The 25,736-nt window shown below is 51.7% G+C and carries 27 protein-coding genes and 2 tRNA genes; 18 read left to right on the forward strand and 11 right to left on the reverse strand.

Annotation, left to right across the window (positions count from 1 at the left end):
• The 5 genes from ABRZ28_RS07330 to ABRZ28_RS07350 all read left to right on the forward strand — a co-directional run.
• The coding region (locus ABRZ28_RS07330) for an integrase core domain-containing protein (protein ID WP_330520114.1) at positions 1–179 on the forward strand (179 nt) is incomplete at its 5' end.
• A 24-nt stretch (positions 180–203) separates the two neighbouring features.
• Complete coding sequence (locus ABRZ28_RS07335) at positions 204–1,034, forward strand: TonB-dependent receptor (RefSeq protein ID WP_330519881.1); 831 nt, start codon at positions 204–206, stop codon at positions 1,032–1,034.
• Positions 1,024–2,055, forward strand: a complete 1,032-nt coding sequence (locus tag ABRZ28_RS07340) for a methyltransferase domain-containing protein (RefSeq protein WP_319603305.1) — start codon at positions 1,024–1,026, stop codon at positions 2,053–2,055. Before ABRZ28_RS07335 ends, ABRZ28_RS07340 begins: the two co-directional genes overlap by 11 nt.
• A complete protein-coding gene (locus ABRZ28_RS07345; protein ID WP_330519882.1) occupies positions 2,052–3,305 on the forward strand; it encodes an MFS transporter in 1,254 nt (417 codons plus the stop codon). Before ABRZ28_RS07340 ends, ABRZ28_RS07345 begins: the two co-directional genes overlap by 4 nt.
• A gap of 921 nt (positions 3,306–4,226) precedes the next feature.
• The gene (locus ABRZ28_RS07350) at positions 4,227–5,297 is read left to right on the forward strand and encodes a ParA family protein (protein WP_330519883.1); all 1,071 of its coding nucleotides are present in this window, start codon (positions 4,227–4,229) and stop codon (positions 5,295–5,297) included.
• Between the two features lie 276 nt (positions 5,298–5,573).
• On the opposite strand, the gene ABRZ28_RS07355 is transcribed toward ABRZ28_RS07350, so the two are convergent.
• Positions 5,574–6,449 carry an integrase domain-containing protein gene (locus tag ABRZ28_RS07355; protein ID WP_330519884.1) on the reverse strand — a complete coding sequence of 292 codons (876 nt, stop codon included), beginning with the start codon at positions 6,447–6,449 and terminating at the stop codon, positions 5,574–5,576.
• Between the two features lie 237 nt (positions 6,450–6,686).
• On the opposite strand from ABRZ28_RS07355, the gene ABRZ28_RS07360 reads away from it, so the two are divergent.
• A complete protein-coding gene (locus ABRZ28_RS07360) occupies positions 6,687–6,878 on the forward strand; it encodes a hypothetical protein (RefSeq protein ID WP_330519885.1) in 192 nt (63 codons plus the stop codon).
• Between the two features lie 366 nt (positions 6,879–7,244).
• On the opposite strand, the gene ABRZ28_RS07365 is transcribed toward ABRZ28_RS07360, so the two are convergent.
• Positions 7,245–7,544 (reverse strand): HigA family addiction module antitoxin, encoded by a 300-nt coding sequence (locus tag ABRZ28_RS07365; RefSeq protein ID WP_330519886.1) that lies wholly within the window; start codon positions 7,542–7,544, stop codon positions 7,245–7,247.
• Positions 7,545–7,645: 101 nt separating this feature from the next.
• Positions 7,646–7,879: a helix-turn-helix domain-containing protein gene (locus tag ABRZ28_RS07370; RefSeq protein ID WP_010308638.1), complete on the reverse strand. Its 234-nt coding sequence runs from the start codon at positions 7,877–7,879 to the stop codon at positions 7,646–7,648.
• Between the two features lie 169 nt (positions 7,880–8,048).
• On the opposite strand from ABRZ28_RS07370, the gene ABRZ28_RS07375 reads away from it, so the two are divergent.
• On the forward strand, positions 8,049–8,336 hold the full coding sequence (locus tag ABRZ28_RS07375; RefSeq protein WP_049776295.1) for a helix-turn-helix domain-containing protein: 288 nt from the start codon (positions 8,049–8,051) through the stop codon (positions 8,334–8,336).
• A gap of 89 nt (positions 8,337–8,425) precedes the next feature.
• Here the strand turns inward: ABRZ28_RS07375 and ABRZ28_RS07380 are convergent, their stop codons facing one another.
• The 4 genes from ABRZ28_RS07380 to mtfA form a co-directional block, all read right to left on the reverse strand.
• A complete protein-coding gene (locus tag ABRZ28_RS07380) occupies positions 8,426–8,569 on the reverse strand; it encodes a hypothetical protein (protein ID WP_330519887.1) in 144 nt (47 codons plus the stop codon).
• Positions 8,541–9,767, reverse strand: a complete 1,227-nt coding sequence (locus ABRZ28_RS07385; RefSeq protein ID WP_330519888.1) for a tyrosine-type recombinase/integrase — start codon at positions 9,765–9,767, stop codon at positions 8,541–8,543. Before ABRZ28_RS07385 ends, ABRZ28_RS07380 begins: the two co-directional genes overlap by 29 nt.
• Before the next feature lie 165 nt (positions 9,768–9,932).
• A tRNA-Asn gene (locus ABRZ28_RS07390) sits at positions 9,933–10,008 on the reverse strand.
• 109 nt (positions 10,009–10,117) lie between these two features.
• Complete coding sequence (gene mtfA, locus ABRZ28_RS07395; protein WP_330519889.1) at positions 10,118–10,915, reverse strand: DgsA anti-repressor MtfA; 798 nt, start codon at positions 10,913–10,915, stop codon at positions 10,118–10,120.
• Positions 10,916–11,009: 94 nt separating this feature from the next.
• Here mtfA and ABRZ28_RS07400 point away from each other — a divergent pair.
• Positions 11,010–11,099: transfer RNA gene (locus ABRZ28_RS07400), tRNA-Ser, on the forward strand.
• A gap of 172 nt (positions 11,100–11,271) precedes the next feature.
• On the opposite strand, the gene ABRZ28_RS07405 is transcribed toward ABRZ28_RS07400, so the two are convergent.
• Positions 11,272–11,823 (reverse strand): histidine phosphatase family protein, encoded by a 552-nt coding sequence (locus ABRZ28_RS07405; RefSeq protein WP_330519890.1) that lies wholly within the window; start codon positions 11,821–11,823, stop codon positions 11,272–11,274.
• A gap of 237 nt (positions 11,824–12,060) precedes the next feature.
• Between ABRZ28_RS07405 and ABRZ28_RS07410 the strand changes: the two genes are divergently transcribed.
• The 4 genes from ABRZ28_RS07410 to ABRZ28_RS07425 all read left to right on the forward strand — a co-directional run bounded on the left by ABRZ28_RS07410 (position 12,061) and on the right by ABRZ28_RS07425 (position 14,603).
• Positions 12,061–12,528, forward strand: coding sequence for an Hsp20 family protein (locus ABRZ28_RS07410; protein WP_319603296.1), 468 nt, complete (start codon positions 12,061–12,063; stop codon positions 12,526–12,528).
• A 255-nt stretch (positions 12,529–12,783) separates the two neighbouring features.
• A complete protein-coding gene (locus tag ABRZ28_RS07415) occupies positions 12,784–12,951 on the forward strand; it encodes a YqaE/Pmp3 family membrane protein (protein ID WP_319603295.1) in 168 nt (55 codons plus the stop codon).
• A 349-nt stretch (positions 12,952–13,300) separates the two neighbouring features.
• Positions 13,301–14,212: an AEC family transporter gene (locus tag ABRZ28_RS07420; protein ID WP_319603294.1), complete on the forward strand. Its 912-nt coding sequence runs from the start codon at positions 13,301–13,303 to the stop codon at positions 14,210–14,212.
• A 52-nt stretch (positions 14,213–14,264) separates the two neighbouring features.
• Positions 14,265–14,603: an antibiotic biosynthesis monooxygenase family protein gene (locus ABRZ28_RS07425; protein WP_319603293.1), complete on the forward strand. Its 339-nt coding sequence runs from the start codon at positions 14,265–14,267 to the stop codon at positions 14,601–14,603.
• Positions 14,604–14,644: 41 nt separating this feature from the next.
• Here the strand turns inward: ABRZ28_RS07425 and ABRZ28_RS07430 are convergent, their stop codons facing one another.
• A complete protein-coding gene (locus tag ABRZ28_RS07430) occupies positions 14,645–16,120 on the reverse strand; it encodes a sensor domain-containing diguanylate cyclase (protein ID WP_319603292.1) in 1,476 nt (491 codons plus the stop codon).
• 402 nt (positions 16,121–16,522) lie between these two features.
• Here ABRZ28_RS07430 and ABRZ28_RS07435 point away from each other — a divergent pair, with 402 nt between their 5' ends.
• Both ABRZ28_RS07435 and ABRZ28_RS07440 read left to right on the forward strand, forming a co-directional pair.
• Positions 16,523–17,440: a lipid kinase gene (locus tag ABRZ28_RS07435; RefSeq protein ID WP_319603291.1), complete on the forward strand. Its 918-nt coding sequence runs from the start codon at positions 16,523–16,525 to the stop codon at positions 17,438–17,440.
• A gap of 19 nt (positions 17,441–17,459) precedes the next feature.
• Positions 17,460–17,750 carry a hypothetical protein gene (locus tag ABRZ28_RS07440; RefSeq protein ID WP_319603290.1) on the forward strand — a complete coding sequence of 97 codons (291 nt, stop codon included), beginning with the start codon at positions 17,460–17,462 and terminating at the stop codon, positions 17,748–17,750.
• A gap of 101 nt (positions 17,751–17,851) precedes the next feature.
• Here the strand turns inward: ABRZ28_RS07440 and moeB are convergent, their stop codons facing one another.
• Together moeB and moeA are read right to left on the reverse strand one after the other, a co-directional pair.
• Positions 17,852–18,604: a molybdopterin-synthase adenylyltransferase MoeB gene (moeB, locus tag ABRZ28_RS07445; RefSeq protein ID WP_330519891.1), complete on the reverse strand. Its 753-nt coding sequence runs from the start codon at positions 18,602–18,604 to the stop codon at positions 17,852–17,854.
• A 2-nt stretch (positions 18,605–18,606) separates the two neighbouring features.
• The gene (gene moeA / locus ABRZ28_RS07450; RefSeq protein ID WP_330519892.1) at positions 18,607–19,839 is read right to left on the reverse strand and encodes a molybdopterin molybdotransferase MoeA; all 1,233 of its coding nucleotides are present in this window, start codon (positions 19,837–19,839) and stop codon (positions 18,607–18,609) included.
• A gap of 341 nt (positions 19,840–20,180) precedes the next feature.
• Here moeA and gsiA point away from each other — a divergent pair, with 341 nt between their 5' ends.
• The 4 genes from gsiA to gsiD all read left to right on the forward strand — a co-directional run bounded on the left by gsiA (position 20,181) and on the right by gsiD (position 25,592).
• Positions 20,181–22,082, forward strand: coding sequence for a glutathione ABC transporter ATP-binding protein GsiA (gene gsiA / locus ABRZ28_RS07455; RefSeq protein ID WP_330519893.1), 1,902 nt, complete (start codon positions 20,181–20,183; stop codon positions 22,080–22,082).
• Between the two features lie 28 nt (positions 22,083–22,110).
• Positions 22,111–23,655: a glutathione ABC transporter substrate-binding protein GsiB gene (gene gsiB, locus ABRZ28_RS07460; RefSeq protein WP_330519894.1), complete on the forward strand. Its 1,545-nt coding sequence runs from the start codon at positions 22,111–22,113 to the stop codon at positions 23,653–23,655.
• Positions 23,656–23,756: 101 nt separating this feature from the next.
• The gene (gene gsiC, locus ABRZ28_RS07465) at positions 23,757–24,677 is read left to right on the forward strand and encodes a glutathione ABC transporter permease GsiC (RefSeq protein WP_319603285.1); all 921 of its coding nucleotides are present in this window, start codon (positions 23,757–23,759) and stop codon (positions 24,675–24,677) included.
• A gap of 9 nt (positions 24,678–24,686) precedes the next feature.
• Complete coding sequence (gene gsiD, locus ABRZ28_RS07470; RefSeq protein WP_330519895.1) at positions 24,687–25,592, forward strand: glutathione ABC transporter permease GsiD; 906 nt, start codon at positions 24,687–24,689, stop codon at positions 25,590–25,592.
• The last annotated feature ends 144 nt before the right edge of the window (positions 25,593–25,736 follow it).

A 25,736-nucleotide genomic window follows, 5' to 3' on the forward strand; every position in this document is an offset into this window, starting at 1 on the left:
CCTATATCGAGCGTTATAACCGGACAGTGCGTTATGACTGGCTGGGGCAATATATATTTTCCTCACTGGACGAATTACAACGGTACGCAACAGAATGGCAGTGGTTTTATAATCACGAAAGGCCGAATATGGCGTTGGGCGGATATACCCCAAAACAGCATGTGTTACGTGCTGCATAACTCTACTTATGGCATCCGTTAAAAATGGGGGGATTACCCTCTCAGTGGTCTTTCACATTAGGGGGGCGTATTGAGCAGGATCGGGCTGAAATTAAACCGGAAAACGCCTCGACACAGAGTCGGCATTGGCAGCAATTCTCCCCAAAAGCCTCGCTTCAGTACCAATGGCGCCCGGAACAAAATCTGTATCTGAGCTATTCGGAAGGCGTTAGAGCCGGGGGATTCAATCCGTTTTTACCCTCGGTTAACTATCCTGCTTATTCACCAGAAAAAGTACGTTCTTACGAGGCGGGTGTTAAAGGATCTGTCAAAAATCTGCGATATTCGGTCGCGGCTTATTACATGCAGATTAATGATATGCAGGTTCAGCAATATATCGGGCCGGGCGTGACCTCCATTACGAATGCCGCAACGGCATATTCCAGCGGCCTTGAAGCCTCCTTTGATTATTGGCTGAATGAACAGTGGAGCGTTGATGGCGCAGTCGGCCTGAATAGAACTCGCTTTAAACACTATCAGGACGGCGATAATAATTACGATGGTAATAAAAATCCTTATGCGCCGGACCTGACCTGGCATATTGGCGTTCGCTATGACGCGGATAGCTGGTATGCCGATGCCTCTCTGGATGGCGTAGGGGATATCTATCTGGACCCTGCTAATCAGTATCGCCGCGCAAGCTATCAACTCCTGAATCTTTCAGCAAGCTATCCGGTTAACCAACACCTCACATTGAGCGCTTATGGCCAAAATGTGACCGACAAGCATTACGACGCGGTTGGATATATGAATGGCAATGTAACGGTCTACAACCCGCCTCGAGAATTGGGAATGAGGGTAAGCTATGAATTCTGAACATAGGACGGCACTACAACCTTATTGGGATTTAGTCCTGGCGAATGTCAGTGCTGACGCAATGCGTGTGGCAATCGAATGGGATTTATTTCGTCATCTTGATAGGCCAAGGGACGCTGCCGATATCGCAATGCAGCTTCAATTAGATCCGGTTAATACGGGTTATCTCTTGGATATGCTCTGGAGTATGGCGTTATTGTCCCGCGAAGCAGGCAATCCCCCCCGTTATGCCAATCAAGAGATCGCACGTAGATATTTTTGCTCCGACGCGGCTCAGTATCTGGGGGATGCTTTCCTTTTTCGACTGAAGGGGTTACGCCGCGTTGGCAACCAGCTTGGGGAGCAGGTTCGATCCGGCATGATTCACAGCCCGGCGGTGGATGCGCGCACGATGCAAGAAAATTGGGCGAAAGCCGCCGGTTTACAAATTGCGCAGGAGCAACGGGCCGTCACGGCGGATGTCGTGACGGCGTTAATGCCGAATATTCCAGAATTTGAGTCTGGTGGCCGGTTGCTGGATTTAGGTTGCGGGCCGGGATTGATCGCGATTGCCATGCTTCAGGCCTGCCCGGCGCTTTCTGGTGAATTGTTTGATTTTCCTGAGACGGTAAAGGTGGCGCAAGGCAACATTAGTCAGGCAGGGTTGAGCGATCGTTTAAAGGTCAAAGGTGGCGATCTGGTTATTGACCCGATTGGTAAAAACTTTGATTTAATTTGGTGCTCTTCCGTATTGCACTTTGTACCGGATATCAATGCCATTTTAGCCAAAATATGGACAGCGTTAAAACCTGGCGGCGTGCTCATTAGCGCACATGCGGAGGTGCCTTTAACCGCCGCAGAGGCAAGAAAAGTCCTTCCCTATTACCTCTCAATACAGATGAAACAGTGCCATGTCACACAGAAGGGCGAGCTGTCTTTGGCTATGGCCGCATCCGGCTTTGTTCATATCGAACAATATGACGATATCGCATTTCCCGTTGCGCCGGTTTCCGTTATCGTTGGCAGAAAAGAGGCCGTATGAATCAGATCCCTTCCCAACGATTTGGTCTATATCAAGTGATTTTCGGCTGGATGAATTTTGTTTTAGTTGTTCCTGGTATTTATTTGTTACTCGGACTGCCATTGACTATGCGCGAATACGGTTGGTCTGGCACTGACATCGGCTTTTTCCAGTTGGCGGGATTACCGGCCGTATTTAAATTATTGCTCGCTCTGCCGGTTCAACGTTTTCGTCTCGGAACTCGTCATTATAGCTATTGGGTATCACTGCTGGTGCTGGCATTAGCAGGATTACTCTATCTGATTAGCGATCCGGGTATGCTGGCGCGCCGAATGCCGTTATTCCTGCTCGCGTTGGCTATCAGCTTTCTCTCGACCTGGGCGGATATTCCGCTTAATGCGCTTACGATTAAACTGCTTCCTCGTTCAGAACAGATGCGAGCCGGTAGTATCCGGGCAATGGCGTTGTTCCTGGGCGCGATTGTCGGCAGTGGTTTTATGTTGGTTCTTCAGGGACTGTGGGGCTGGCAGGCTCCATTCTATATTATGTTGGTCAGCTTATTGATTGGTCTGCTACTCATGAGGATGCTTAAGGAAGAGAGTCAGAATAGTAAATCTGCGCTTCAACCCAGTAAACAGCCAATAATGGATTTGTCCGGTTATTTTCGCCAACCAGCCGCTAAACTTTGGACTTGCTTGCTGATGACCAGTTTTCCTTTTATTGGCGCTGCATGGCTATATCTCAAACCAATGCTACTCGATTTAGGTGTAGCGGCTCAGCACGTCGCCTGGATCGTCGGCGTCGGTGGGGGGATGGTTGGCGCAGTTTCCAGTCTGTTGAGTGGTCGACTTGTCCAATATCTGGGCGTGGCTAAAGCCATTCCCTGCTATTTATTTTGCGCATTGCTGACGCTTATTGCTTTGACGCTATCTGTTTCACTTAAGCTGGACCAGACATGGGTTATTATCAGCATCTTATTAGTGGCGATTTCGATGGGGGCTATCTCCTCTCTGATGTTTGGTTTAATGATGTTTTTTACCCGCCATCAGCGCAGAGCCTCGGATTACGGTTTGCAGGCAAGCCTTTTTGTCATAACTCGCCTGACGTTTCCCCTCGGGGCTGGATTATTGTTAGATACAGGAGGGTACTCTTTGATGTTAAGCGGGCTTACTTGTGGAGTATTGGCCGTCTTTGTGTTTGCTTTATTGGCCGGGCGTCACATTCACCGTATGGTTGAGTATTTATCGCAATTGTCCCAGGAAGAAGATTAGCTCATCCGGTTTTTTCTCAAAAGATTATGTAATTGAGAGACTCCGTCTGGTCCACCTGCGCCAGCGTAGCCAGTTCCACCGCTGACCGGATTTTCCGCTTTTACGGTGCATCACCTCGCTTTGTAAAGCCCGTTGATGCTTTTCCGCCATCGCGTTGTCGTATGAGTCGCAAAAATCTACGTATTATCTCTGTGCGCGACGTTTTTCCACTATTGTTTCGTCCAACGATAACGGTAGTCTGTTTTTCTAATATGAGTTCTATATCAGCGAATCGGAAACGTTGAAGGGATTAGCGGATGATTTTAAGTTGCGGATTTTTGAGTCGTTAAGAGACATTTGGGGGTCACTTCATTATCGAACCAACCTGACCCCAAATCTGACCACCATTTTTCCCCGATGCGGAGGGAAAACTAGAAACGCATCGGGAAGGGTTTTCACGCTAACCTGTTGAATCAATGTACAAATTGGGGTTCGCAAGGATGCATGAAAACAAGTAAATGGCTCCTCTGACTGGATGCATAACATTACCTATCTGTTTGAATTCTATTCAATTTATTTTTTAAATTTAAAACAAGGCCCTCATTAAGGCCCCAATCGCTATTGTTAGTTAAAAATGTGATCTATACCCTGTTTTACGATAGTTAATGTATTGCATCTTTCTGACTGCATCAGCATCCAAAATCATCGTTTTGTAGGGCTACTCACTGAAGGAAGCTGAAAACAGTAACCAAGAATGTATTGTTATATCCAATAGTTTGATATCAAGAATTTTAAAAATAGCATACAAAACAAAGAGATATAATAAAGTTACTTTCTGGATCAAATTTATAATGATTATTTATCATTACTACCTTGGCACATGTGACCTTCCCTTATGATAAAATTATTCCTAAACAAAATAACCTAGGATGGCAGATAGTTATGGTTACTTTATCACTTTTTAATAACAAAGGTGGTGTAGGCAAAACTACCTTAACTTGGAATCTTAGTGTCTCGTTGGCAGCTAAAGGTAAGTCAGTTTTACTGATTGACTTCGATCCTCAGTGCAATTTATCAATAGCAACACTAGGTGATTCACGATTTGCTCGCCTGCTACAAATCAGCGCACAAATTCCTTTCGGAAAAACAATTAGAGCATATGGCCAGCCTTACATTCAGCAAAATAGGCCACCGGAAGTAGTTGTTAGTAAACCAAAATTCTCCATGCCCCAAGGATCAGGCCACCTTGACATAGTTGCTGGGGATTTTTGGCTTAACAACCTTTCGGATACTTTAAACGTTGGTACAGATCTCATAGCTGGTACAAGTATCTATCGCTTCCTTATGCCGTATTTAATTTCAGCTACTGCGGAGAAGGACACTGATAAACGTTATGACTATGTACTGATTGACCTTCCTCCGTCATTTAATACGCTAGTTCGATCTGCCCTTTATTGTTCTGATTATTTTATCGTCCCTTGTACCGCCGATATGTTTTCAGCCTACTGTATTGGCTTAATTGGTGAAATGCTTCCTAAATTTGCTACTGACTGGCAGCAAGGGGTTGCTAGATACTTAGGGGGAAATCCGCATGATGCTTTGCTTCCCACAAAAGGACAACCTAAGTTTGCAGGATGGGTATTCAATGGTTTCGATATGAGAAAAAAGCAAGGTGCGGCTGTTGCAACAGAGGTAGGGGCAGACCTTGCACATAGAAATATCATTAGCAATGCCGTGAGGGATTCATTGATTCCAAGTCTTAGCACAATTACTTCGTATAGCGCAGTATCTAACTTTGTAACTAATGACCCTATCGCTAAGGTTGAGGATTTAAACGTGATGGCACCTGACAGTATTATTCAAAGTGTTCCACTTAAATATCTCAAAACTGTACGCCCAACGCGGCAAGTTTTAGTTCGCGGACAATGGGCTAAAAACCAAATTGACTTAATGGATAAGATGGATGCCGAACATGACAAGCTTGCAGACCATGTTATAGCTAACTGTATTTGAAACAGGCATTGTGAATATGTATAAATAATGCAGAGGCGATTTCGTCGTAAGCAGTTAAAGAGTCAAATCAGAGAGCAGATCCTTGATTCTATAGGTCTGCTTTCTTTGTGACTGGCACTAATTAAATCAACATTAATCTGTACCAGTTCTGGCGCTTTAAGTCCTTTGGCCCTCTCTAGTCTGGTGTCGTTACCTTTTGCCTTTTTATGGTGCAACAATCTCATGATCGTTGCGCAATAACTCAGGTTAAAACAGCCCCTGCAACTGAAACTATCCCTAATTCCGCGGTCCATAAACCTGCGCCACATACCGCCCGCGCCCGTCGCCATGCCCCAAATCCATCGCCACCATTGCCAGCGCCTCTTTCCAGCTAAACCCCTGTGCTAGATAATGGCGAATAGCATCCTGCGCCCATGCGTAGCGTAGAGAATGCGGGGAATATGCGCCGGTCAAGCCGATACGTGACGCCTGACCGTGCCAGTAGTTCATCGCGCTTTTCAGATCTGGTTTGTCAATCAGCCTGTTGTTACGGCTTTCTGCCACCGCTAACGCATTATCCAGCACTTTTCTGACTGCGCCAGCATCCAGAATCACCGTTTCACGGGGGCGTCCACCTTTGGTGCCGAAAACCACGGTTAAGCGCGTGTCACCACGTTCAACGGCCTGTTTCCATGTTTTCAGCGACTGAGCGCTTTGCACCGCTTCCTGTGAACGAAGGCCCATTACCCGCGCCAGTTCCAGAACCGCCGCCATGCCCGCGTCTTTTGCGCGAGCGGTTTCCAGCGTCTGCCGGTAATGCTCCATCGTAATGGCCTGTCGGGTGCCGTTGCGTGATGTGCCGGACAGTCCTAATGAATTATTGGTCAACCGTTCATTTTCTGCCAGTTGTCTGCGCCCGGCCTGTTGCAGCACGGCGCGCAGTGAAGCCATTTCATTCTGTAGCGTGCGTTTGCCGATCCCCTGCGCCAGCCTTTCATGAATGTAGCTTTCAATGTGGCGAACCTTGATCTGCGCCACCCGCTGGATCTGGATATTCAGCGCCCGTAAATGGTAGCTGAAACGTTGCACGATCTGGATGCGATCGTTCACCGTTTTGTAGCTACCGCCGCCGTTTTTCGCCAGTGCCTTCATCTCTCCGCCTAATTTGCTCATACATCCCCCATGATTAAAAAACAAACGGTCTCCGGCGTATGCTTTTTGGCTGCGCCAGAACGATACCTTCACGCCGGAGTGGCAGCTTGTTGAGGTATAGGGAGTTTCAGCCAGTACGCGGTACGGGCTGCCTGCCGAAGCAGGAATTCTCCGGGGCGTCATGCCCCCCTCGGTATCGATCTTTTTCTCCTCTTTTCTTGCCGACAGCGGCCCCAAAAAGGCATGTCGGATTGGGGAATGAACGCAGAAGCCGCGAAAATACAGGCATGGCGCGGTGTGGTGGTTGTGCGTCACTTTGTCGCTTTGCGCGACGAAAGTGACGCACCAGCGGGCTACAGTGCTCTGGAACATCGGCGATGCTGGCGCAGTTTTACGGTCACGCGGCAGCAAAGCCTGGCGGCAATGCAGGCCGCAGCCCGTAAAAGTTAAAGGCGCTGATCGTCAACAGGAGTGAGTTAGTCGGATATTTTCGGCAATGTTGAGGTATCAGCCAGTAAAGGCCAGCGGCGTGAGGTGGTGGCTGTGAATTTGTCTCGTGTATATCTTTCAGCCTCAGACGCAGAGGATTTTGCGTCCCGGTATTGCAGAGGTACGTACCGGTAAAAGGGTTGGTCATCCTGTTAACAGGCGCTTCTTTCAGACCGTGAAGCTGGGCGTTGTCTACGACAACAAGTTGCAGGAGGGAGATTACGCCGTTATTTATGGCGCAGAAAGGGGAAACTCGTTTTTTTGGAAAAAGAGTTTCCCCTTGAAGTTATCGTGAATTTGTGAATGAAAGACTGCCGCATTAGCCAGCTATTCTCCGCTTTGCATGTTATCCCGACGGTGGCGCAGTGGACGGATGGTAGGACGGGGCTGCTGCAAAGCCTGCCAGAGGGCATATTCAGACTGCATATCCGCCCACATTTCAGCACAGGTATTCACTAGCGCGCCCAGACGCAGTGCCATATCTGCCGTAATGGGTGCATGACCGTTGAGGATACGGGATAACCGGGAACGTGATATTTGCAGCGCGAAAGCTGCCTGTGTGATGCTCACGCCTTCAAGGTAATCGCGGAGTACTTCACCCGGATGGGGTGGATTAAATATGTGCATAAAACGTCTCAGAAAGTAACATCACGCTGCCGCGCTTCGCTTGTCGTCTCCCGATCTTCCGCCAGCAAAGCTGACGGAAGATCGGGAGAGCCGGTTTAGCTTTAGCGATGTTCCGGCTTACGGTAACGGGATGGCCAGATTTGCTCGGGCGTAACGCCCAACTCTTCGGCGATCAGCTTTTCCCCTTTGGGCCAGTGTCTTGTTAATGCATTTGCCAATGTGGATGACGCCAGCCCCGCCTGACGGGAAACGGCGGCAAGCGTTGTGCCTTTCTTTCTTAACCCGGCGATGATATCTGCCGGGTGCCAGTCCAGACCCTTTTCTTTCAGTTGCATAATATCTCTCTCCATATTTAACCGCGATAAATTCTGTAATTCCTTAATATTGATTATTTATAGAACAAAATTCAAGTATTACATGATTAATTAAGGTAAAGCATGAAGAGAGCCTTCGCCCATAAGAGCGATAATTCGCGTATCTAAGGAAAACGGCGGGTGTCCAATCATGATTGGGAAAAGGCTAAAAATTGCCAGAGTCAATGCCGGTCTGACTCAAACAGAATTGGGCGTTCGCGCAGGTCTTGATGAAGAATCGGCAAGCTCTCGAATCAGTTCCTATGAAAACGAGGTTCATGCACCAGATTTTGGGTTAGTGTGTAAATTTGCGGCAGTGCTCGATATACCAGAGGCTTACTTTTACGCTGTGGATGATGATTTGGCGACAATGATCCTTCAATATCACCAGTACAGAAAGAATCATTCTGGCTCAATTGTATTTGTGAAACCACAGTGATATGGGTCATGTAATTAACTTTGCCCCTATACGGGGGCAAAGGGCAGGTTTCCCATTTATTATCAGGAAAACAAAGGACTCTATCTTTATTACGATGCGTTTTTCAGGGGCGCGGCGTACTGATAAGGTGAAATATACCCGTCGAGATTCGCATCCAGATAATCCGCCCACCACTGCATCATTTTTATCCGCTCTTCCAGATACTCAGCCAATATACCCGTCGAGATTCGCATCCAGATAATCCGCCCACCACTGCATCATTTTTATCCGCTCTTCCAGATACTCAGCCTTGTGAACATAGGCTGCGCGGACGCTGTTTCTTTCCTGATGGCTCATTTGCTTCTCAATGGCTTCTTTCGTCCACAATCCCGACTCACTCAGCGCAGCACACGCCATCGCCCGGAAACCGTGGCCGCAGACGTCTTTTTGGGTGTCGTAGCCCATTACGCGCAACGCCTTGTTAACGGTATTGTCGCTCATGCATTTATCCTGATCGTATTCGCCGGGGAAAATAAACGCCAGATGACCGGAAAGCGGTTCAATTTGCTTTAAGAGCTTGATGGCCTGTTCGGATAAAGGAACGATGTGCTGCGTTTTCATTTTTGTACCACGGTGAGAAAAACGCACGTTTTCGATCGGTTCCCGCGTTTCCGGGATTATCCATAATTTCTGCTGCCAGTCGATTTCACGCCAGCGGGCAAAGCGCAGTTCGCTGGAGCGCACGAAAAACAGCAGCGACAGCTTAAGGGCATATTGGGTCAGCAACCTGCCGGAGTAACTATCCGTCCGGGATAACAATTCAGGCAGCTTCTCAAGCGGCAGGGCAGGGTAATGATTGGTTTCCGGCGGCGTAAACTCACCGTCCAAATCCAGCGCCGGGTTCGACTTGATTAGCTGCTTTTTCACCGCATAGCGCATGATCTCCGTTACGTAGTTTTTTAGCCGTGCGGTGATTTCCAGAAAGCCTTTACTCTCCACCTTACGCAGCGTGAGTAACAGATCCGCTGTCGTAATCTGATCGATAAGACTGTCCCCGATATCCGGGAAAACATACATTTCCAGCCTGCGCTGGATGGTTTTTGCGTAATGAGCAGACCAGCGCCTGTGATCGACGTGCCAGTTCATGGCTATCTGGCGAAATGTCTGCCCGTTTTTCCTTTTCTGCTGCGCGATTTTCTTATCAACAGCAGGATCGGCACCTTCACGCACTTTAGCGCGTGCGGCATCGCGTAGCTGACGCGCCTTAAACAGGGAAACATCCGGGTAGGGACCAAAGGCCAGCTTTTTTTCTTTGCCATAGATGCGGTACTTCATGTACCAGAGTTTTGAGCCGTTGGGTTTGATCAGCAGGTACAGTCCTGAACTGTCTGCCAGTTTGAAGGATTTATCGGCGGGCTTGATCTTGCGGATAGCGGTATCGGTTAATGCCATAGCGGGGGGCTCCATTTTCTCAACGAACCGTGAGGCCCCCGATTAAGCCCCCAAAAACTATGGATGTCAAGAAACCCGGCAGTCCTTCTCAGGATAACCGGGTAAAGATAACTTCTTGTTTTTTAAACGCTTCAGGACTTATAGGGAAGTCATGAAACTAAAATCTGGCTCCTCTGACTGGACTCGAACCAGTGACATACGGATTAACAGTCCGCCGTTCTACCGACTGAACTACAGAGGAATCGTGTGAACGGGGCGCATGATATCCGGCGTCAGATGTACTGTCAATGGCAAAGTCGAGAGTAATTGTCTGACTGTTTAGGCTGTGTACAGTTCTTTCTTCACGCGGGCTAATAAGCAACAGGCGCCTGATAGTCCGTGCTGTTTTGCCACGCTTTCAGTCTGGTTAACGGGTCCTGACGATAGAATCCTGTAAAGCACTGATATAGAAGTGGGAATCGCTCCTGTAATAGGGCCGGCGCGCTGAAGAAATACTCGGAAAGTACGGCAAAGCATTCAACAGGATCCTGGGCCGCGTAGGGATCCATACTGGCTGCGTCTTCTCCGACTAAATCGATTTCTTCCTGTAAGGACTCCATGGCGGCGTGGAGTCGCTGCTCCCACAGGGCGACATCGCGCAGGGCAATCAGCGGAACCCCGGTCGCCATGCCCCCGCCGCGGAGATCCAGCTTATGCGCGACTTCATGAATAACGAGGTTGAATCCGGATAGATCGAACGAGTCCTGGATCTCCTGCCAGTTCAGTATGATAGGCCCCTGATCCCAACTTTGTCCGGATTGCACCACTTTGCCGGTGTGAACCAGTCCGTACTCATCCTGCCATTCGTCATCTACCGTGAAAGGCGCGGGATAAATCAGCACGTCGTGAAAACCATCCAGGTTCTCAATGCCCAGTTCCAGGATCGGCAAAGCAAACAGTAGTGCGATGCGCTGCTGCATAATGTCGGTCAGCGCCAGTCCTTGTAATGGAAGGACGCGTTTTAGCTTCAGGAACTGATCCGCAATATTCACCAGCCGCGTCCGTTCCCGATCGCTTAACGGCGCGAGCAGGGGGATTGCCATCGCAGACTGCCAGCGATCCTGCACATCAACCTGAGGTTCATTTGTTTTCCACGGCCACTTTATCATCGCTGTTGCTCGCTAAGTCATCACTTGAATTCAAAGACGATAGCTAAGGCTGTTAAAATGCCTCAAAAGAGGGCATTATAGCAACCGCTTAAACGGAGAGATGCCGGAGCGGCTGAACGGACCGGTCTCGAAAACCGGAGTGGGGGCAACTCCACCGGGGGTTCAAATCCCCCTCTCTCCGCCACTATTCAATCACTTACAGTGATTCTATTCTGTGACGATTAGCTCGTCGGGGAAAATCATCACAAGATCGCAGTATCGCTTCCTTATCCAGTGGAATGCGTTGCTTTTAGCCGCCGCGATGGCGCGATTTGCATAGCGTCAGCCTTTTTCTCATAACATCATCGCGTACTTTGTTATCCGCGTTTATAGATCGCGGCGCGCCAGTAGCCATGACCTTGTTTGCGTTCCTCACTCCATCCCTGTCGTTGAAGCTGCTTCGCAATCAGATGATTCATCATTCCATGTCCCAGCAGCAGTACGGATCCGGATTCCGCCAGGGCTATGAGCTGATTTGCCGCCAGGTATGCCCGTTGTCTGGCCTGGTGTTTGGATTCAACATGTCGTCTGTAGCCGCATAGCCAGGCCAGACGAAAAATAAAGCCCCAGTAAAACGGAGAAAGCCGCGGCCAACGCCAATGCGTAACCGGTAGTTCGGCTTCGCAAAACAGGGCGTCGATGACGTCAGGTCGATATCCCAGGGCTTGCAAAGAAGCAAGCGCCCGGGGAGACGAGCTTGCGACGATGCGGGTCGCGCGCGCCGCCAGTTCTCTGCCGGCATCGGGCGGCGAATCATCGCCAATTTCGGCCTGATTGTACCGCTCGATCCAGGATATCATTTCATATGGCGAGACTTTCCGGCTTACGCCCAGACTGGGTTTGCCGTGCCGCATCAGTATGATCTCCATGGTCTGGATTTTCCTTGTCAGCGTGAATAAAGTCGCAACGAATGGCCGGATGACGACCGGGCGCGGCGGTTTCTTTTATCGGTAGGCCTCAAACTTTTGCACATAGCAAAAATGTGATTTTCCCGACAGAAACACACTTGAATTTTTCACCAATGCTACCATCTTATTAAGCGGACAAGCGATGCTTGCCTCATAGGTTGAGCTTTTGAATGTATCAAGATATTCAGGAGGTTAATTATGGCACTGAGAACCTTGTCATTGTTCCCCGATATTTCCGGTTCGCTGTTTTCCGATCGTTTTAACCGTATTGACCGGCTATTTAGCCAACTGACCGGCGACACGCCGCTGTCGGCGACGCCGTCGTACGATATCCGTTTATTAGGCGACAACCGCTATGGGATCACGCTGAGCGTACCCGGCTGGAAAGAAGATGAATTGGAAATAAAAACCACCGGCGGTCGACTAAGCGTAACCGGTAAACGCGAAGAGAAAAGCGAAGCTGAAGATGAAGGTTGGCTGCATCAGGGGATTAGCCGCGCCGACTTTAGCATCAGCTATGCGTTGCCCGAGCATGTGAAAGTTCAGGGGGCGGCGCTGGAAAACGGGCTGTTGACCATTGAGTTGTATCAGGAAATCCCTGAAAGCGAAAAACCGCAAAAGATCGCGATCGAAAATCGCGGCAAGGCGATAGAACATCAGGCCTGATTATGGGGACAGGCGGCTATGCCGTTGTGTCCAATGAATAATATTTTACGTTAAGTCATGCTCAGGATGAATGCCGGTCGGCAAGGCTGATCGGCATTTTTTATGGCGGATGTTCCGTGCCGCCGCAAGCCAGGTTAAAGATCGCTCACGGCGTGTTTTGCTGTCCTGCTAGACGCGCGATAGTCGGCGATAAATTTGTCGGATTGCTCCGCGTGAGCTAGGTTGATAGTTAATCATTACGTTACGGAGATAAATATGGGTTTTTGGCGCATCGTTTTTACCATTATTTTACCCCCACTGGGCGTGTTGCTTGGGAAAGGGATTGGTTGGGCGTTTATCCTGAATATCATTCTGACGCTGTTGGGGTATTTCCCCGGCCTGATTCACGCATTTTGGGTACAGACGAAAAACGACGGTATCTGAGCCGGATGATATCGACGCCGCTTCTTCAGCGCAGTTGTATTTAGTTAAACGGGCGACGCCGGCGGCGTCACCCGTACACCCTGCATCTTTCTGCCGGATATAACACGTTTGCGACTGTTCAGTCTGCAAGCAAAAATGTTATTCTGATCACACGTTTTTTCTATCTTCCATGCCGTAAAACTACCTGTTGCATCATCGATTTTCATCTTTTGCCGTTGGTGGTGGCCAGCAGTTGCTCTTTTATACGTTAAATTATATAACCGCATAATCTATAAGGCGATTATCTCTTGCCGTCTGGTCGTTCAAAATGCGGATGTAGCAGTTATCTTTGTCGTATCGGGGAATCAAGATGGTTGATGTGCTTATCAAAGCCTTCTCATTTATTTTTGTCATCATTATCGGATATCTGCTGAAACAGTATGGCGTATTACAACGATCCGACAGCCTGGCGCTGTCCAGGATCATGATGAATATTACCCTGCCTGCGGCGGTCATCACCGGGTTTGCCAGCTTTAAAGTCGATCACTCTTTATTGATTCTGGTGGTACTGGGGTTGGGGTGTAATCTTTTACTGATGGGGGCGGGGTATTTGATTGCCCGCAAAGGCCCGGATGAAATGAAAGCCTTTTATATCATCAATTCGCCGGGCTATAACATCGGTTGCTTTACCTTGCCTTATGTGCAGAGTTTTCTTGGTCCGGCCGGCATCGTTGCGACCTGTCTGTTTGATGCCGGAAACTCCATTATCTGTACCGGCGGCAGCTACGTTGCCGCATCACACGCCACCGGCCGCAGCGCCGGTCTGAAAAGCACGATTCGGCGGCTGTTCTCCTCTGTGCCGTTTGATGTCTATATGTTGTTGCTGATTGCCGCGCTATTCGGTCTGCATCTTCCCAGTCAGGTCACTTTGGTGACATCGACCATCGGCAACGCCAACCCGTTTCTCGCCATGATGATTATCGGCATGATGCTGGAAATCAATATCAACCGGGCGGCGCTGGCGAATGTATTAAAGGTACTGGCGCTTCGCTACGGCGTAGCCTGCGCATTCGCCGTGTTGTTTTATTATTACACGCCGTTGCCGCTGGAAATCCGTCAGGTACTGGCCGTGGTGGTGTTTTCGCCGGTATCGTCGCTGGCGCCTTTGTTCACTTCAAGGTTCAGCGGGATGTTCGCCTCGGTTTCCAGCTTTACCAATTCGCTATCGGTCATCATCAGTATTACCATCATGACGACGCTGCTGACGCTGATGCAATCATAAAAGAGCGCGATATAGCAGTGATGTTATTAATAATATTTTTATGGAGCGCTGAATGAGTCATGCCGGTTTTGCCCGACTGCCTGAACCGCCGTATTTCGCCGTGGTTTTTTCATCACAACGTACGCCAGGGGATCGCGGATATGATGAGATGTCATCCAGAATGGCTGAGCTGGCCATGACGCAACCCGGATACCTTGGCGCGGAAAGCGCGCGCGACCAGCAGGGGTTCGGGATAACCGTTTCTTACTGGGATTCTCTTGACGCGATCAAACAGTGGAAGCGTCATTCAGAACATCGTATCGCGCAGGAGTTCGGTATTGCCGAGTGGTACCAGCATTATGAGTTGCGAATTGCGGAAGTGAAATACGCTTATGGTAAACGCCAGGGCTGATGCCGTCGGACAGCGCCATTAAAGCGGCGCTGTCCGGCTGGCTAGTCGTCCGATTTGATGACCCGATTACGCCCTTGCTGCTTGGCCTGGTATAGCGCGATATCCGCCCGGTTGATTAGCGCATCCAGCGTTTCCTTTGCCCGATATTCCGCCACGCCGCAGCTGATGGTGACCTGAATCGTCTCGTTACGGAACGGCACGACCATCGCTTCAACGTCATGACGCAGCGTTTCGGCGCGCGTCAGCGCATTGTCGATATCGCAGTTGTCCAGTAGCACCACGAACTCTTCTCCTCCCCAACGGCAAATTCGATCGCTGTTGCGGATGGACTGTTGCAATATCTGCGCGATTTTCTGCAACACCAAATCACCGGCGCCGTGTCCGTAGCGATCGTTGACTATTTTGAAGTGGTCGATATCCAGCAGCACGATGGCGATAGGTTGATGTTTTGCCTGTCGTTTGCCGCTCAGCCGTTCAAAGGCATAATCGAACGCCTGCCGGTTCATAATCCCGGTCAGCTTGTCGGTTGTCGCCATCAGCTCCAGGCGGCGCTGATAGCCGCCGATGGTCAGCCAAAGCAGGAACAGAAACAGCGTGCTGACGGCGATGCTGACCCCCAGATTTTTCATCAGCGTAGCGAACAGCCGCCGTTCGCTGGGATGGCTGGTTTGCTCGACCATTAAATACCAGCCAAACTCGGGGATCAGGCGGGTATTGAGAAAGATTTGCGTATCCTGAGCGTGGTATTCATAGGCGCCGCCCGGCACCGTCAGAATCGAGGTGGCGAGGGTTGCCAGTCCGGGTTGCTGTTGAATTTTCAGAGCACGATCGTAGGTTTTTCCGTGCAATGCGACGTTGCCGGTTTTATCAATGAAGTAAATCGTGCGGTTGTAGCGCTGCTCATATTTTTCAATCAGCAGTTTGACCCGCTCGATGGGAATGCCAATACCGGTGACGCCGATGAAGTCGCCGTCATAATCCAGGACTTTATGGTTAATAAAAATATCCAGATGGGTACGGTCTTCGGGATCGACGCGGACATCAATGAAGTAAGGGGTGTCATCCGACAGATTTCGGGCTTGAAAAAACCATCGATCGTCGAGGGATTGCGCCGAGATAGTGTGGTGAACGCGTTGAGGATCGTAAAAACGTTTCGTTTTGTCCGAGGCAAAAAAGGAAAACAGGGTATCGAAGCGGCGGTCAATCTCTTTCAGATAGCGAATCATGGCCTGCGAATCGCGTTCATCAGCAAGAACCCAGTCGCGAACAAAGGTGTCGTGCGCCATTAGCGATGAGATAAAGATCGGTTTCAGCAAGTCCTGCTGAATTTCGGAGTACACGTTATCGCTGGTCAACGGCAGCGTATGTTCTTTTATTTCTTCCTCCAGCGATTTTTTGGCTACTTCATAGCTGGTCCAACTGATAATCAGAAATGCGGTGAGCAACATGACGGCGAATATTATAATTGCGCGCGTTTTATTCAGCCAACGTGAGTTTGTTATCAATCCAGTCAGCAAAACGGTACTCCCGGTGTCATCAATGAGGTAGCAGACGGAAAATCATTTCTGAGCATCACGGCTGCCGGTCAACTTCCTTATTGAAGTTAAGCAGGCGTAGCCGGAAACAGCAACATAACGTCAGCCTGAATGCGTTCGAATCAACCTTGCAGGCGAGGGAGAAAGAAGGCGGCGGATCAAAGGATAGGACGCGTTTACTTTTGGACGGGTTATTGACGGTAACGGAAAATAAAATAATGCCCCGGCGGACGATATTTTAATGGACTATCGTGAATAAGCGCTATCGCCGGCAATAATGTAATGATTTGTATTTTATTGTGGTCTTACTCAATGTAACTTGTGAAAACCGATGAAATAGTGGTATCAATTAACGTTGGTCACGGTAATGAAGTCGGATAGACAATGGCGGCAGAAAGACGAGAAGATAAACAGGGGCGCTCGACGGCGCTGTTATTTATTAATCAAAACGCGAGAAATGGCGATTCATCGAAGTCATCTGTGGTTCAATTATTACAATCGCATAATATTAAGGTTATTGATCCCGGCGAACAGCATTCCGATTCCTGCGGCGATATTATCCGCGCCCATGCGCATGATGTGGACTTTGTTATTATCGGCGGCGGCGATGGCACGTTGAACTCGGCGGCTCAAGCGCTGGTTGATACCGGCTTGCCGCTGGGCGTCCTGCCGTTAGGCACGGCGAATGATTTTGCCCGCACGCTGGGGATACCAAAAGATTTGAAGCTGGCGATACAAATTATCGCGGCTGGAAATTTAAGGACCATCGATCTGGGGGAAGTGAACGGTCATCTGTTCTTTAATGTCTCCAGTATCGGATTTTCGGCTGCGCTGGCGCGCGGGCTATCGGCCAAGTCGAAAAAACGTTGGGGAACGCTGGGCTACGCGCTTGCGGCGTTTAAATTGCTTAAGCAGAGTCGTCCGTTCAGGGTCGAAATCGAGCATGACGGCATCAAGGAAAGCGTCAGAACCGTTCAGGTTTCCGTGGGCAATGGCCGTTTTTACGGCGGCGGCATGACGGTGGAACAGACGGCCGCGCCTGACGATGGCCGACTGGATGTTTATAGTCTGGAGATCTCCCATTGGTGGGAAATGCTGGCGCTGCTGCCTTTTCTGCGCCGGGGAACGCACGGGCGATGGCGCAAAGTACGCGCTTTCTCCGCGACCGGTTTAACGGTGCATACGGCAAAGCCGCATGATATTAATGCCGACGGCGAACTGATTGGAAAAACGCCGGCGACATTTACGTTGAGGGAAAAAGTCATTCAGGTCTTTTCCCCCAAAATCGAGATGGTTAATTAAACTAATATAAGTGCTGACGATGCAAACTATTATTTCTGCGATACTGGCTTTCTTTTTGTTTGAGCCACTTGAAAATGAATTAAATCGCTATGCGGAATCTATCAATATGTCGAAAGAAACCGCGCAGCAGGTATTTTCATGTTTAAAATCAGAGACGCCGAAAATTATTGACAAGGTTCAATCCGATCTTTGGTGGACCACGACGACCGTGCTTTCAATTTGGACCGGCGTGTCTGATGTTGAACAGATAATTACCGAGGCCGCGCCGCATTGCGCCGCGCCATTTAATAAAGTTAATAAACTAACCTGATTGCTTATTTTTTATTGTATCGCGTGGATATACCCTGAATACTTCGCGTCGCGGGAAGGCCAACGCTCAGGCAACCTGAGGTATTCAGGGGATATTATTACTCAAGCGCCGCAGACTTCGCAGCCTGGATTTTTAGGTAATTTTATTTCCCGGAACTGCATGGCGCCGGCGTCGAATATCAGCAAACGGCCGGTGATAACCTTGCCGAATCCCGTCACTAACTTGATGGCTTCCATCGCCTGCAAACTGCCGATGGTACCCACCAGCGGCGCCATCACGCCGGCTTCCACGCAGGTTAGCGCGTTTTCGCCGAACAGGCGGCTGAGGCAACGATAGCAAGGCTCATCTTGCTGGTAGGTGAATACGCTGAGCTGACCTTCCATACGGATGGCGGCGCCGGAAATCAGCGGTTTTTTCAGATGAAAGCCGATGCGATTCAGGCGATCGCGGATAGATACGTTATCGGTGCAATCGAGCACCGCATCGTGTTTCTCCACCAGTTTGCTCAACGCCTCATCATCCAGATCGGCGTTAATGGCATCAAGGGACAGGTGAGGGTTAATTTCCGCGAGCGCAATCCGCGCTGATGCAACCTTGGTCATGCCGATCCGGGCATCATGATGCAGTATCTGTCGCTGAAGATTGGAGAGCGAAACGGTATCGAAGTCCAGCAGCGTCAGGTGGCCGACGCCGGCCGCCGCCAGATACTGCGAAGACGCGCAACCCAGCCCGCCGAGTCCGACAACCAGGATGCGTGCGGCTTTCAATTTTTCCTGCCCGTCAAAATCAAAGCCGCGCAGCACGATCTGGCGATTATAGCGCAGCGCTTCTTCATCACTGAGTTCCGGCAGCATGGCTAATTCCCCAACAGCGCATTGAAAGGTTCAATCTCGACCCATTCGCCGGCGGCAACGCGGCCGCGTTCGGCTTCCAGCACGATAAAGCAGTTAGCCTGACTAAAAGAACTGAATACGTGAGAACCCTGATGGCCGGTGGTTTCGACTTCCCATTCGCCCTGGGCGTTACGGCTAACAATACCCCGCTGAAAATCGATGCGGCCCGGCGTTTTTTTCAGCGCGCTGGTGGTTTTCACCCGCAGGCGCGTTGGCGGGCGCCATTGAGAATGACCCGAAAGACGGGCCAGCAACGGCTGCACCAGTTGATAAAATGTGACGACGGAAGAAACCGGGTTTCCCGGCAGGCCGCAGAACCAGGCGTTTTGCAGTTTGCCGAAGGCGAACGGTTTGCCGGGCTTGATGGCGAGCTGCCAAAAATCGATATTACCCAGCTCTTCCAATATCTGTTTGGTGTAATCCGCCTCGCCGACGGAGACGCCGCCGCTGCTGATCACCAAATCGGCGCCGCTGTCGGCTTGTTGGAACGCGTCGCGCAGCGCGCGCGGATCGTCTCGGACGATGCCCAGATCGTCGACATCGCAACCAAGCTGTTCCAGCATTAAACGCACGGCGAAGCGGTTGGTGTCGTATATTTGTCCGGCTTGCAGCGGTTGGCCGACGGGTTGAAGCTCATCGCCGGTTGAGAAAATGGCGACCTTCAGGCGACGGAACACATCAACCTGCGCGATCCCCAACGATGCCAGCAAGGGCAACTCCGCCACGCTCAGCCTGGTTCCGGCGGGTAGCACGCAGGCGCCTTCACGGATATCTTCGCCAGGCAGACGGATATTCTGCCCGGCGCTTACTGGGTGAAGAAAACGGACGCCTGCTGCGCTGACCTCCGTCTGCTCCTGCATGACAACCGCATCCGCGCCTGCGGGAACCGGGGCGCCGGTCATAATCCGAATACAGGTTCCTGACGGCCACACGCCGTCAAAGGGCGCGCCGGCGAAGGCCTTACCGGCGATCGGGAGCGGGGCGGCGGACAAATCGGCGCGGCGAATGGCGTAACCGTCCATCGCGGCATTGGCAAAGGGGGGAACATTTATGGGCGAGGTTATCGCGCTGGCGGTGATGCGGCCCGTGGCATCATACAGTGAGACGGTTTCCGTTTCCGCTATCGCTTCAAGCCGGGAAAACAGTTTTTCCTGTGCTTGTTCGAGAGTCAATAAACCTGGGCTAACGCTTTCCATCAGAACTCCATCATGTTATTCATTGCGTCGTTGCCGACGGCCGGCAGGCAAAAATGCGCATCGTATGCCAATATTATGTCAGAGAACCACACTCCCTTCATCTTTCAGGGATGATGTCGGCGCGTTGAAACCCATCGGGTGTATATATCGTTTGGTTTAGGTCAACTAACTTAATGTTATAAAAGATATTTCCTCAGGATTATGCTGCATTTTCTGCTTTACATACTGCATGGCGCTAAATATAGTCAAAAAAAAGAGTTTGATGACAAGCGGTTATACGAGCGGCGGCCAGCTTGCTTTGCTGTTCCGACTCCCCCGTTTTATATGGAGATTCTCTGTTCATGACACAAACACGGCATCATCATGCGCCGCTTTCCGCCCCTGAGCCGGTTTTTTTTCTGCCGGATGACCGGGTGCTGTCAGTTCGCGATCTGGGCGTTTATTTTGAACAACAGGGCCAGCGGACGGATGCGGTGCGTGATTTAACCTTTTCGGTGGATCGAGGGGAGACGCTGGCGATAGTGGGGGAGTCCGGGTCGGGCAAATCGGTGACGTCGCTGGCGCTGATGCGGCTGGTCGAACAGGCCGGCGGCGTGATTCATCAGGGCGAAATGCTGTTTCGCAAGCGTGACGGCCAGGTGCTGGATTTAAGCGCCGCCGGGCCGTCGCTGATGCGTAAGCTGCGCGGCGCCGATTTGGCGATGATTTTTCAAGAGCCGATGACGTCGCTGAATCCGGTCTTTTCCGTCGGCGAGCAGATCGCCGAATCCATTCGACTGCATCAGGGAATGGATCATCGCGCCGCCAGGCGTGAAGCGTTGCGCATGCTGGATTTGGTGCGCATCCCGGAGGCGCGCAATGTGCTGGATCGTTATCCGCATCAACTCTCCGGCGGCATGCGTCAGCGGGTAATGATCGCGATGGCGCTCTCCTGTAAGCCGTCGCTGTTGATTGCCGATGAGCCGACAACGGCGCTGGACGTCACCATTCAGGCGCAAATCCTGCAACTTATCCGCGTATTGCAGCAGGAAATGGACATGGCGGTGATCTTCATTACCCATGATATGGGGGTGGTGGCGGAGGTCGCCGACCGGGTGCTGGTGATGTATCACGGGGAAAGCGTTGAGGCGGCGGCGGCCGAGGACATTTTCAAGGCGCCGCAGCGTCCCTATACCAAAGCGCTGTTGGCGGCGGTACCCAAATTGGGATCGATGCGCGGGCAGCCTTATCCGGCTAAATTCCCCTTGCTGAATCAGGAAACCTCATCGGCCGCCGACAGCGAACCGCAAAATACCATTCCTCCGCGTGCTGAACCGATTCTTCAAGTGAAAGATCTGGTCACCCGCTTCCCGATTCGCAGCGGCATTCTGAACCGGGTGACGCGACAGGTGCATGCGGTGGAAAACGTCAGTTTCGATCTCTATCCGGGGGAAACGCTGGCGCTGGTGGGGGAGTCGGGCTGCGGCAAATCCACCACCGGACGCGCGTTACTGCGATTGGTGGAAAGCCAAAGCGGGACGATCATCTTTAACGGACGACGGATTGACCATATGGCGGGCGCGGCATTGCAGCATCTGCGGCGGGATATTCAGTTTATCTTTCAGGACCCTTACGCTTCGCTGGATCCCCGCATGACGGTCGGTTTTTCCATTATGGAGCCGTTGCTGGTCCACCGCGCGGCGAGTCGCCAGGACGCGGAAAAACGGGTCGCGTGGCTGCTGGCCCGCGTCGGACTGGAACCGGAACATGCTCGCCGTTATCCCCATGAGTTTTCCGGCGGTCAGCGTCAGCGTATCTGTATCGCCAGGGCGCTGGCGCTGAATCCCAAAGTGGTGATTGCCGACGAATCGGTTTCCGCGCTGGATGTCTCCATTCAGGCGCAAATCGTTAATTTGATGCTGGAATTGCAGCGCGAATTCGGCATCGCTTTTCTGTTTATTTCCCATGATATGGCGGTTGTTGAGCGGATCAGCCATCGGGTGGCGGTAATGTATATGGGGCAAATTGTGGAGATCGGGCCGCGCAGCGCGGTATTTGAACATCCGCAACATCCCTATACCCGCAAACTGATGGCGGCGGTGCCGGTTGCCGATCCCGCGCGGCGCCATCGCGAACAGGTTTTACTGGTTGATGAAGTACCCAGCCCGATCCGGGCAATAGGCGATGAACCTACCACCGCGCCTTTAGTGCAGGTTGGCGAGCGACATTTCGTCGCTCATCATCCGATTGCCGGCGCTTATTGACAGGGCATGACAAGGAGAACGTAATACGATGAATGTTATCCATTTGAAACGCAACTGGCTACTTGCCGCCGGTATCGCCGCCGCCATGGCAACGGCGCCGGCCTGGGCGGCCAAGGATGCGGTGATCGCCGTCGGATCCAACTTCACCACGCTGGATCCCTACGACGCCAATGACTCATTATCCCAAAGCGTGGCCAAATCGTTCTATCAGGGACTATTCGGCTTCGACAAGGATATGAAGCTGGTCAATGTGCTGGCGGAGAGCTATACCGCAAGCCCGGACGGTTTGATTTATACGATTAAACTGCATCCGGGCGTGAAGTTTCACGACGGCACCGATTTTAATGCCGAAGCGGTAAAAGTGAATCTGGATCGCGCCAGCAATCCGCAGAATCGTCTGAAGCGCTACAACCTGTTCAAAATGATCGATAAAACGGAAGTGGTCGACGCGCAGACGGTGAAAATCACGCTGAAAACGCCGTTCTCCGCTTTTATCAATAATCTGGCGCATCCGGCCGCGGTGATCATCTCGCCGGCGGCGTTGCAGCAGTACGGCAAAGAGATCGGTTTCCATCCGGTGGGTACCGGACCATACCGTTTTGTCACCTGGAATCAGACCGACTACGTCAAGGTCGAGAAGTTTGCCGGTTACTGGAAATCCGGGCTGCCCAAACTGGACAGCATCACCTGGCGTCCGGTGGTGGATAACAACACCCGCGCGGCGCTGCTGCAAACCGGCGAAGCGCAGTTCGCGTATCCGATCCCGTTCGAACAGGCCAAAGTGCTGGAGAAAAACGCAGAGCTGGCGTTGGTTTCCTCGCCCTCCATTCTGCATCGCTATATCAGCCTCAACGTCACCCAGAAACCATTTGATAATCCCAAGGTGCGGCAGGCGCTTAACTACGCCATTAACAAAGAGGCGTTGATCAAAGTGGCGTTTTCCGGCTATGCGACGCCGGCGGAAGGCCCGTTGCCGCCGAGCATCGATTATGCGGTGAAATATCAGCCGTGGCCTTACGATCCGGCAAAAGCCCGCGAATTGCTGAAAGAGGCCGGCTATCCGGATGGTTTTACCACCACGCTCTGGTCGTCGCATAACCACAGCACGGCGCAGAAAGTGTTGCAGTTTACCCAGCAGCAACTGGCGCAGGTGGGCGTCAAGGTTCAGGTTACCGCCATGGATGCGGGTCAGCGCGCCGCCGAGGTCGAAGGCAAGGGCGTGAAAGAGACGGGCGTGCGGCTGTTCTATACCGGCTGGTCGGCCTCGACCGGGGAAGCGGACTGGGCGCTGTCGCCGCTGTTCGCCACCGCATCCTGGCCGCCGGCGCTATTTAACACCGCGTTCTACAGCAATCCGCAAGTGGATGCCGATCTGAGCGGCGCATTGAAAACCACCGACCGGGCGGAAAAGCAGAAACTGTATAAAGACGCGCAGGACAAAATCTGGGCCGACGCGCCCTGGATTTTCCTGGCGACTGAAAAGCTGGTTTCCGCCAACAACAAGAAATTGTCGGGATTTTATGTCATGCCGGATACCGCCTTCAGCTTCGATGAAGCGGATCTGAAAGAGTAAATCGGTCGTCAGTGAATTCGGGGCGGCGATGACGGGTCGCCCCGTATTTTCAGCAATTCCACTCACAGGAGAGCGAGTCGCATGTACGTGGAAACTTATCCATGCTGAATTATTTTATTAAACGGTTGCTGGGATTAATTCCCACCTTATTGATCGTCATGGTGTTGGTTTTTCTGTTCGTGCATATGCTGCCGGGCGACCCGGCGCGTTTGGCCGCCGGACGGGAAGCCGATGCCGTGGTGATAGAGATGGTTCGTCAGGATTTAGGGCTGGATAAACCGCTGCCGCAGCAATTCTGGCATTTTTTTACCAACGTCCTCCAGGGCGATTTGGGGACATCGATAGTATCCAAACGACCGGTGACGGAAGAAATCGCCACCCGTTTTATGCCGACGCTGTGGTTGACCATCAGCAGTATGGCGTGGTCGGTGGTGTTCGGCATGGCGATCGGCGTAGTTTCCGCCGTGTGGCGTAATGGCTGGCCCGACAGAATCGGTATGACGCTGGCGGTTTCCGGCATCTCCTTTCCGGCCTTCGCGCTCGGTATGCTGTTGATGCAGGTTTTTTCCGTGGAGCTGGGCTGGCTGCCCACCGTCGGCGCCGACACCTGGCGGCACTATATTTTACCCTCGATCACCCTGGGCGCGGCCGTCGCCGCCGTGATGGCCCGTTTTACCCGCGCCTCTTTTGTCGAGGTGATGCAGGAAGATTACATGCGCACCGCGCGGGCAAAAGGCGTGCGCGAGTCGTTGGTGGTGGTGAAGCATGGGTTACGCAATGCGTTGATCCCGGTCATCACCATGATGGGGTTGCAGTTTGGTTTTTTGCTCGGCGGCTCGATTGTGGTTGAGAAGGTTTTTAACTGGCCGGGGCTGGGGCGATTATTGGTCGACGCGGTGGAGATGCGTGATTATCCGGTGATTCAGGCGGAAGTCTTGCTGTTCTCGCTGGAGTTCATCCTTATCAATCTGTTGGTCGATATGCTGTATGCCGCGATTAACCCAGCGATTCGTTATAAATAAGGAAAGATAATGAGAAACTGGCGACGTAAAGCGGTGTTGTCGGCTATGCCGGTGATTAAGGAGAATCGAATTCGCACGCCGTGGCATGAGTTCTGGCGACGTTTCCGGCAGCAGCATGTGGCGATGTTGGCCGGTTTGTTTGTGGCGCTGCTGATTATCATTGCCCTGTTGGCGCCTTATCTGGTGCCTTACGATGCGGAAAATTACTTTGATTATGAGCGCCTGAACGAGGGGCCGTCGATCGAGCACTGGCTCGGGGTCGATGCGCTGGGACGGGATATTTTCAGCCGCATCTTGCTGGGGGCGAGAATTTCTCTGGCCGCCGGCATCCTTTCGGTCACCATCGGTATGCTGATCGGCACCGCGTTTGGACTATTGGCCGGTTACTATGAAGGCTGGTGGGATCGGCTGATCATGCGCGTTTGCGACGTGTTGTTCGCTTTTCCCGGTATTCTGTTGGCGATTGCCGTGGTGGCGATTATGGGCAGCGGGATGGCGAATGTGATTGTCGCGGTGGCTATCTTCAGCGTTCCCGCGTTTGCCCGGCTGGTGAGAGGCAATACGCTGGTGTTAAAGCAGCAGACCTACATCGAGTCGGCGCGCAGCATCGGCGCGTCCGACTGGACGATTGTTTCTCGCCATATCCTGCCTGGCACGGTGTCTTCCATCGTCGTGTACTTTTCTATGCGTATCGGCATGTCGATCATTACGGCGGCCAGCCTCTCCTTTCTGGGATTAGGCGCGCAGCCGCCTACGCCGGAGTGGGGCGCGATGCTCAATGAAGCCCGCTCGGATATGGTGATCGCGCCGCATGTGGCGATTTTCCCCAGTTTGGCGATTTTCCTGACGGTGCTGGCCTTCAATCTGTTGGGGGATGGATTGCGTGATGCATTGGATCCGAAGCTGAAAGGCTGAACATCCCGCCATATCCCTGTCGATAACACGCAACCCGCGATATCTCGCGGGTTTTTTTATGGCGGGCTATCCCTGCCCGCCACCTTGCAGGCCGTCGCGGGCGACGTTGAAAAACGCTCCCGGCGTTTTTTTATGGCGGGCTAT

Origin of the sequence: Brenneria sp. g21c3, assembly GCF_040240345.1 — a bacterium.
GTDB lineage: Bacteria > Pseudomonadota > Gammaproteobacteria > Enterobacterales > Enterobacteriaceae > Brenneria.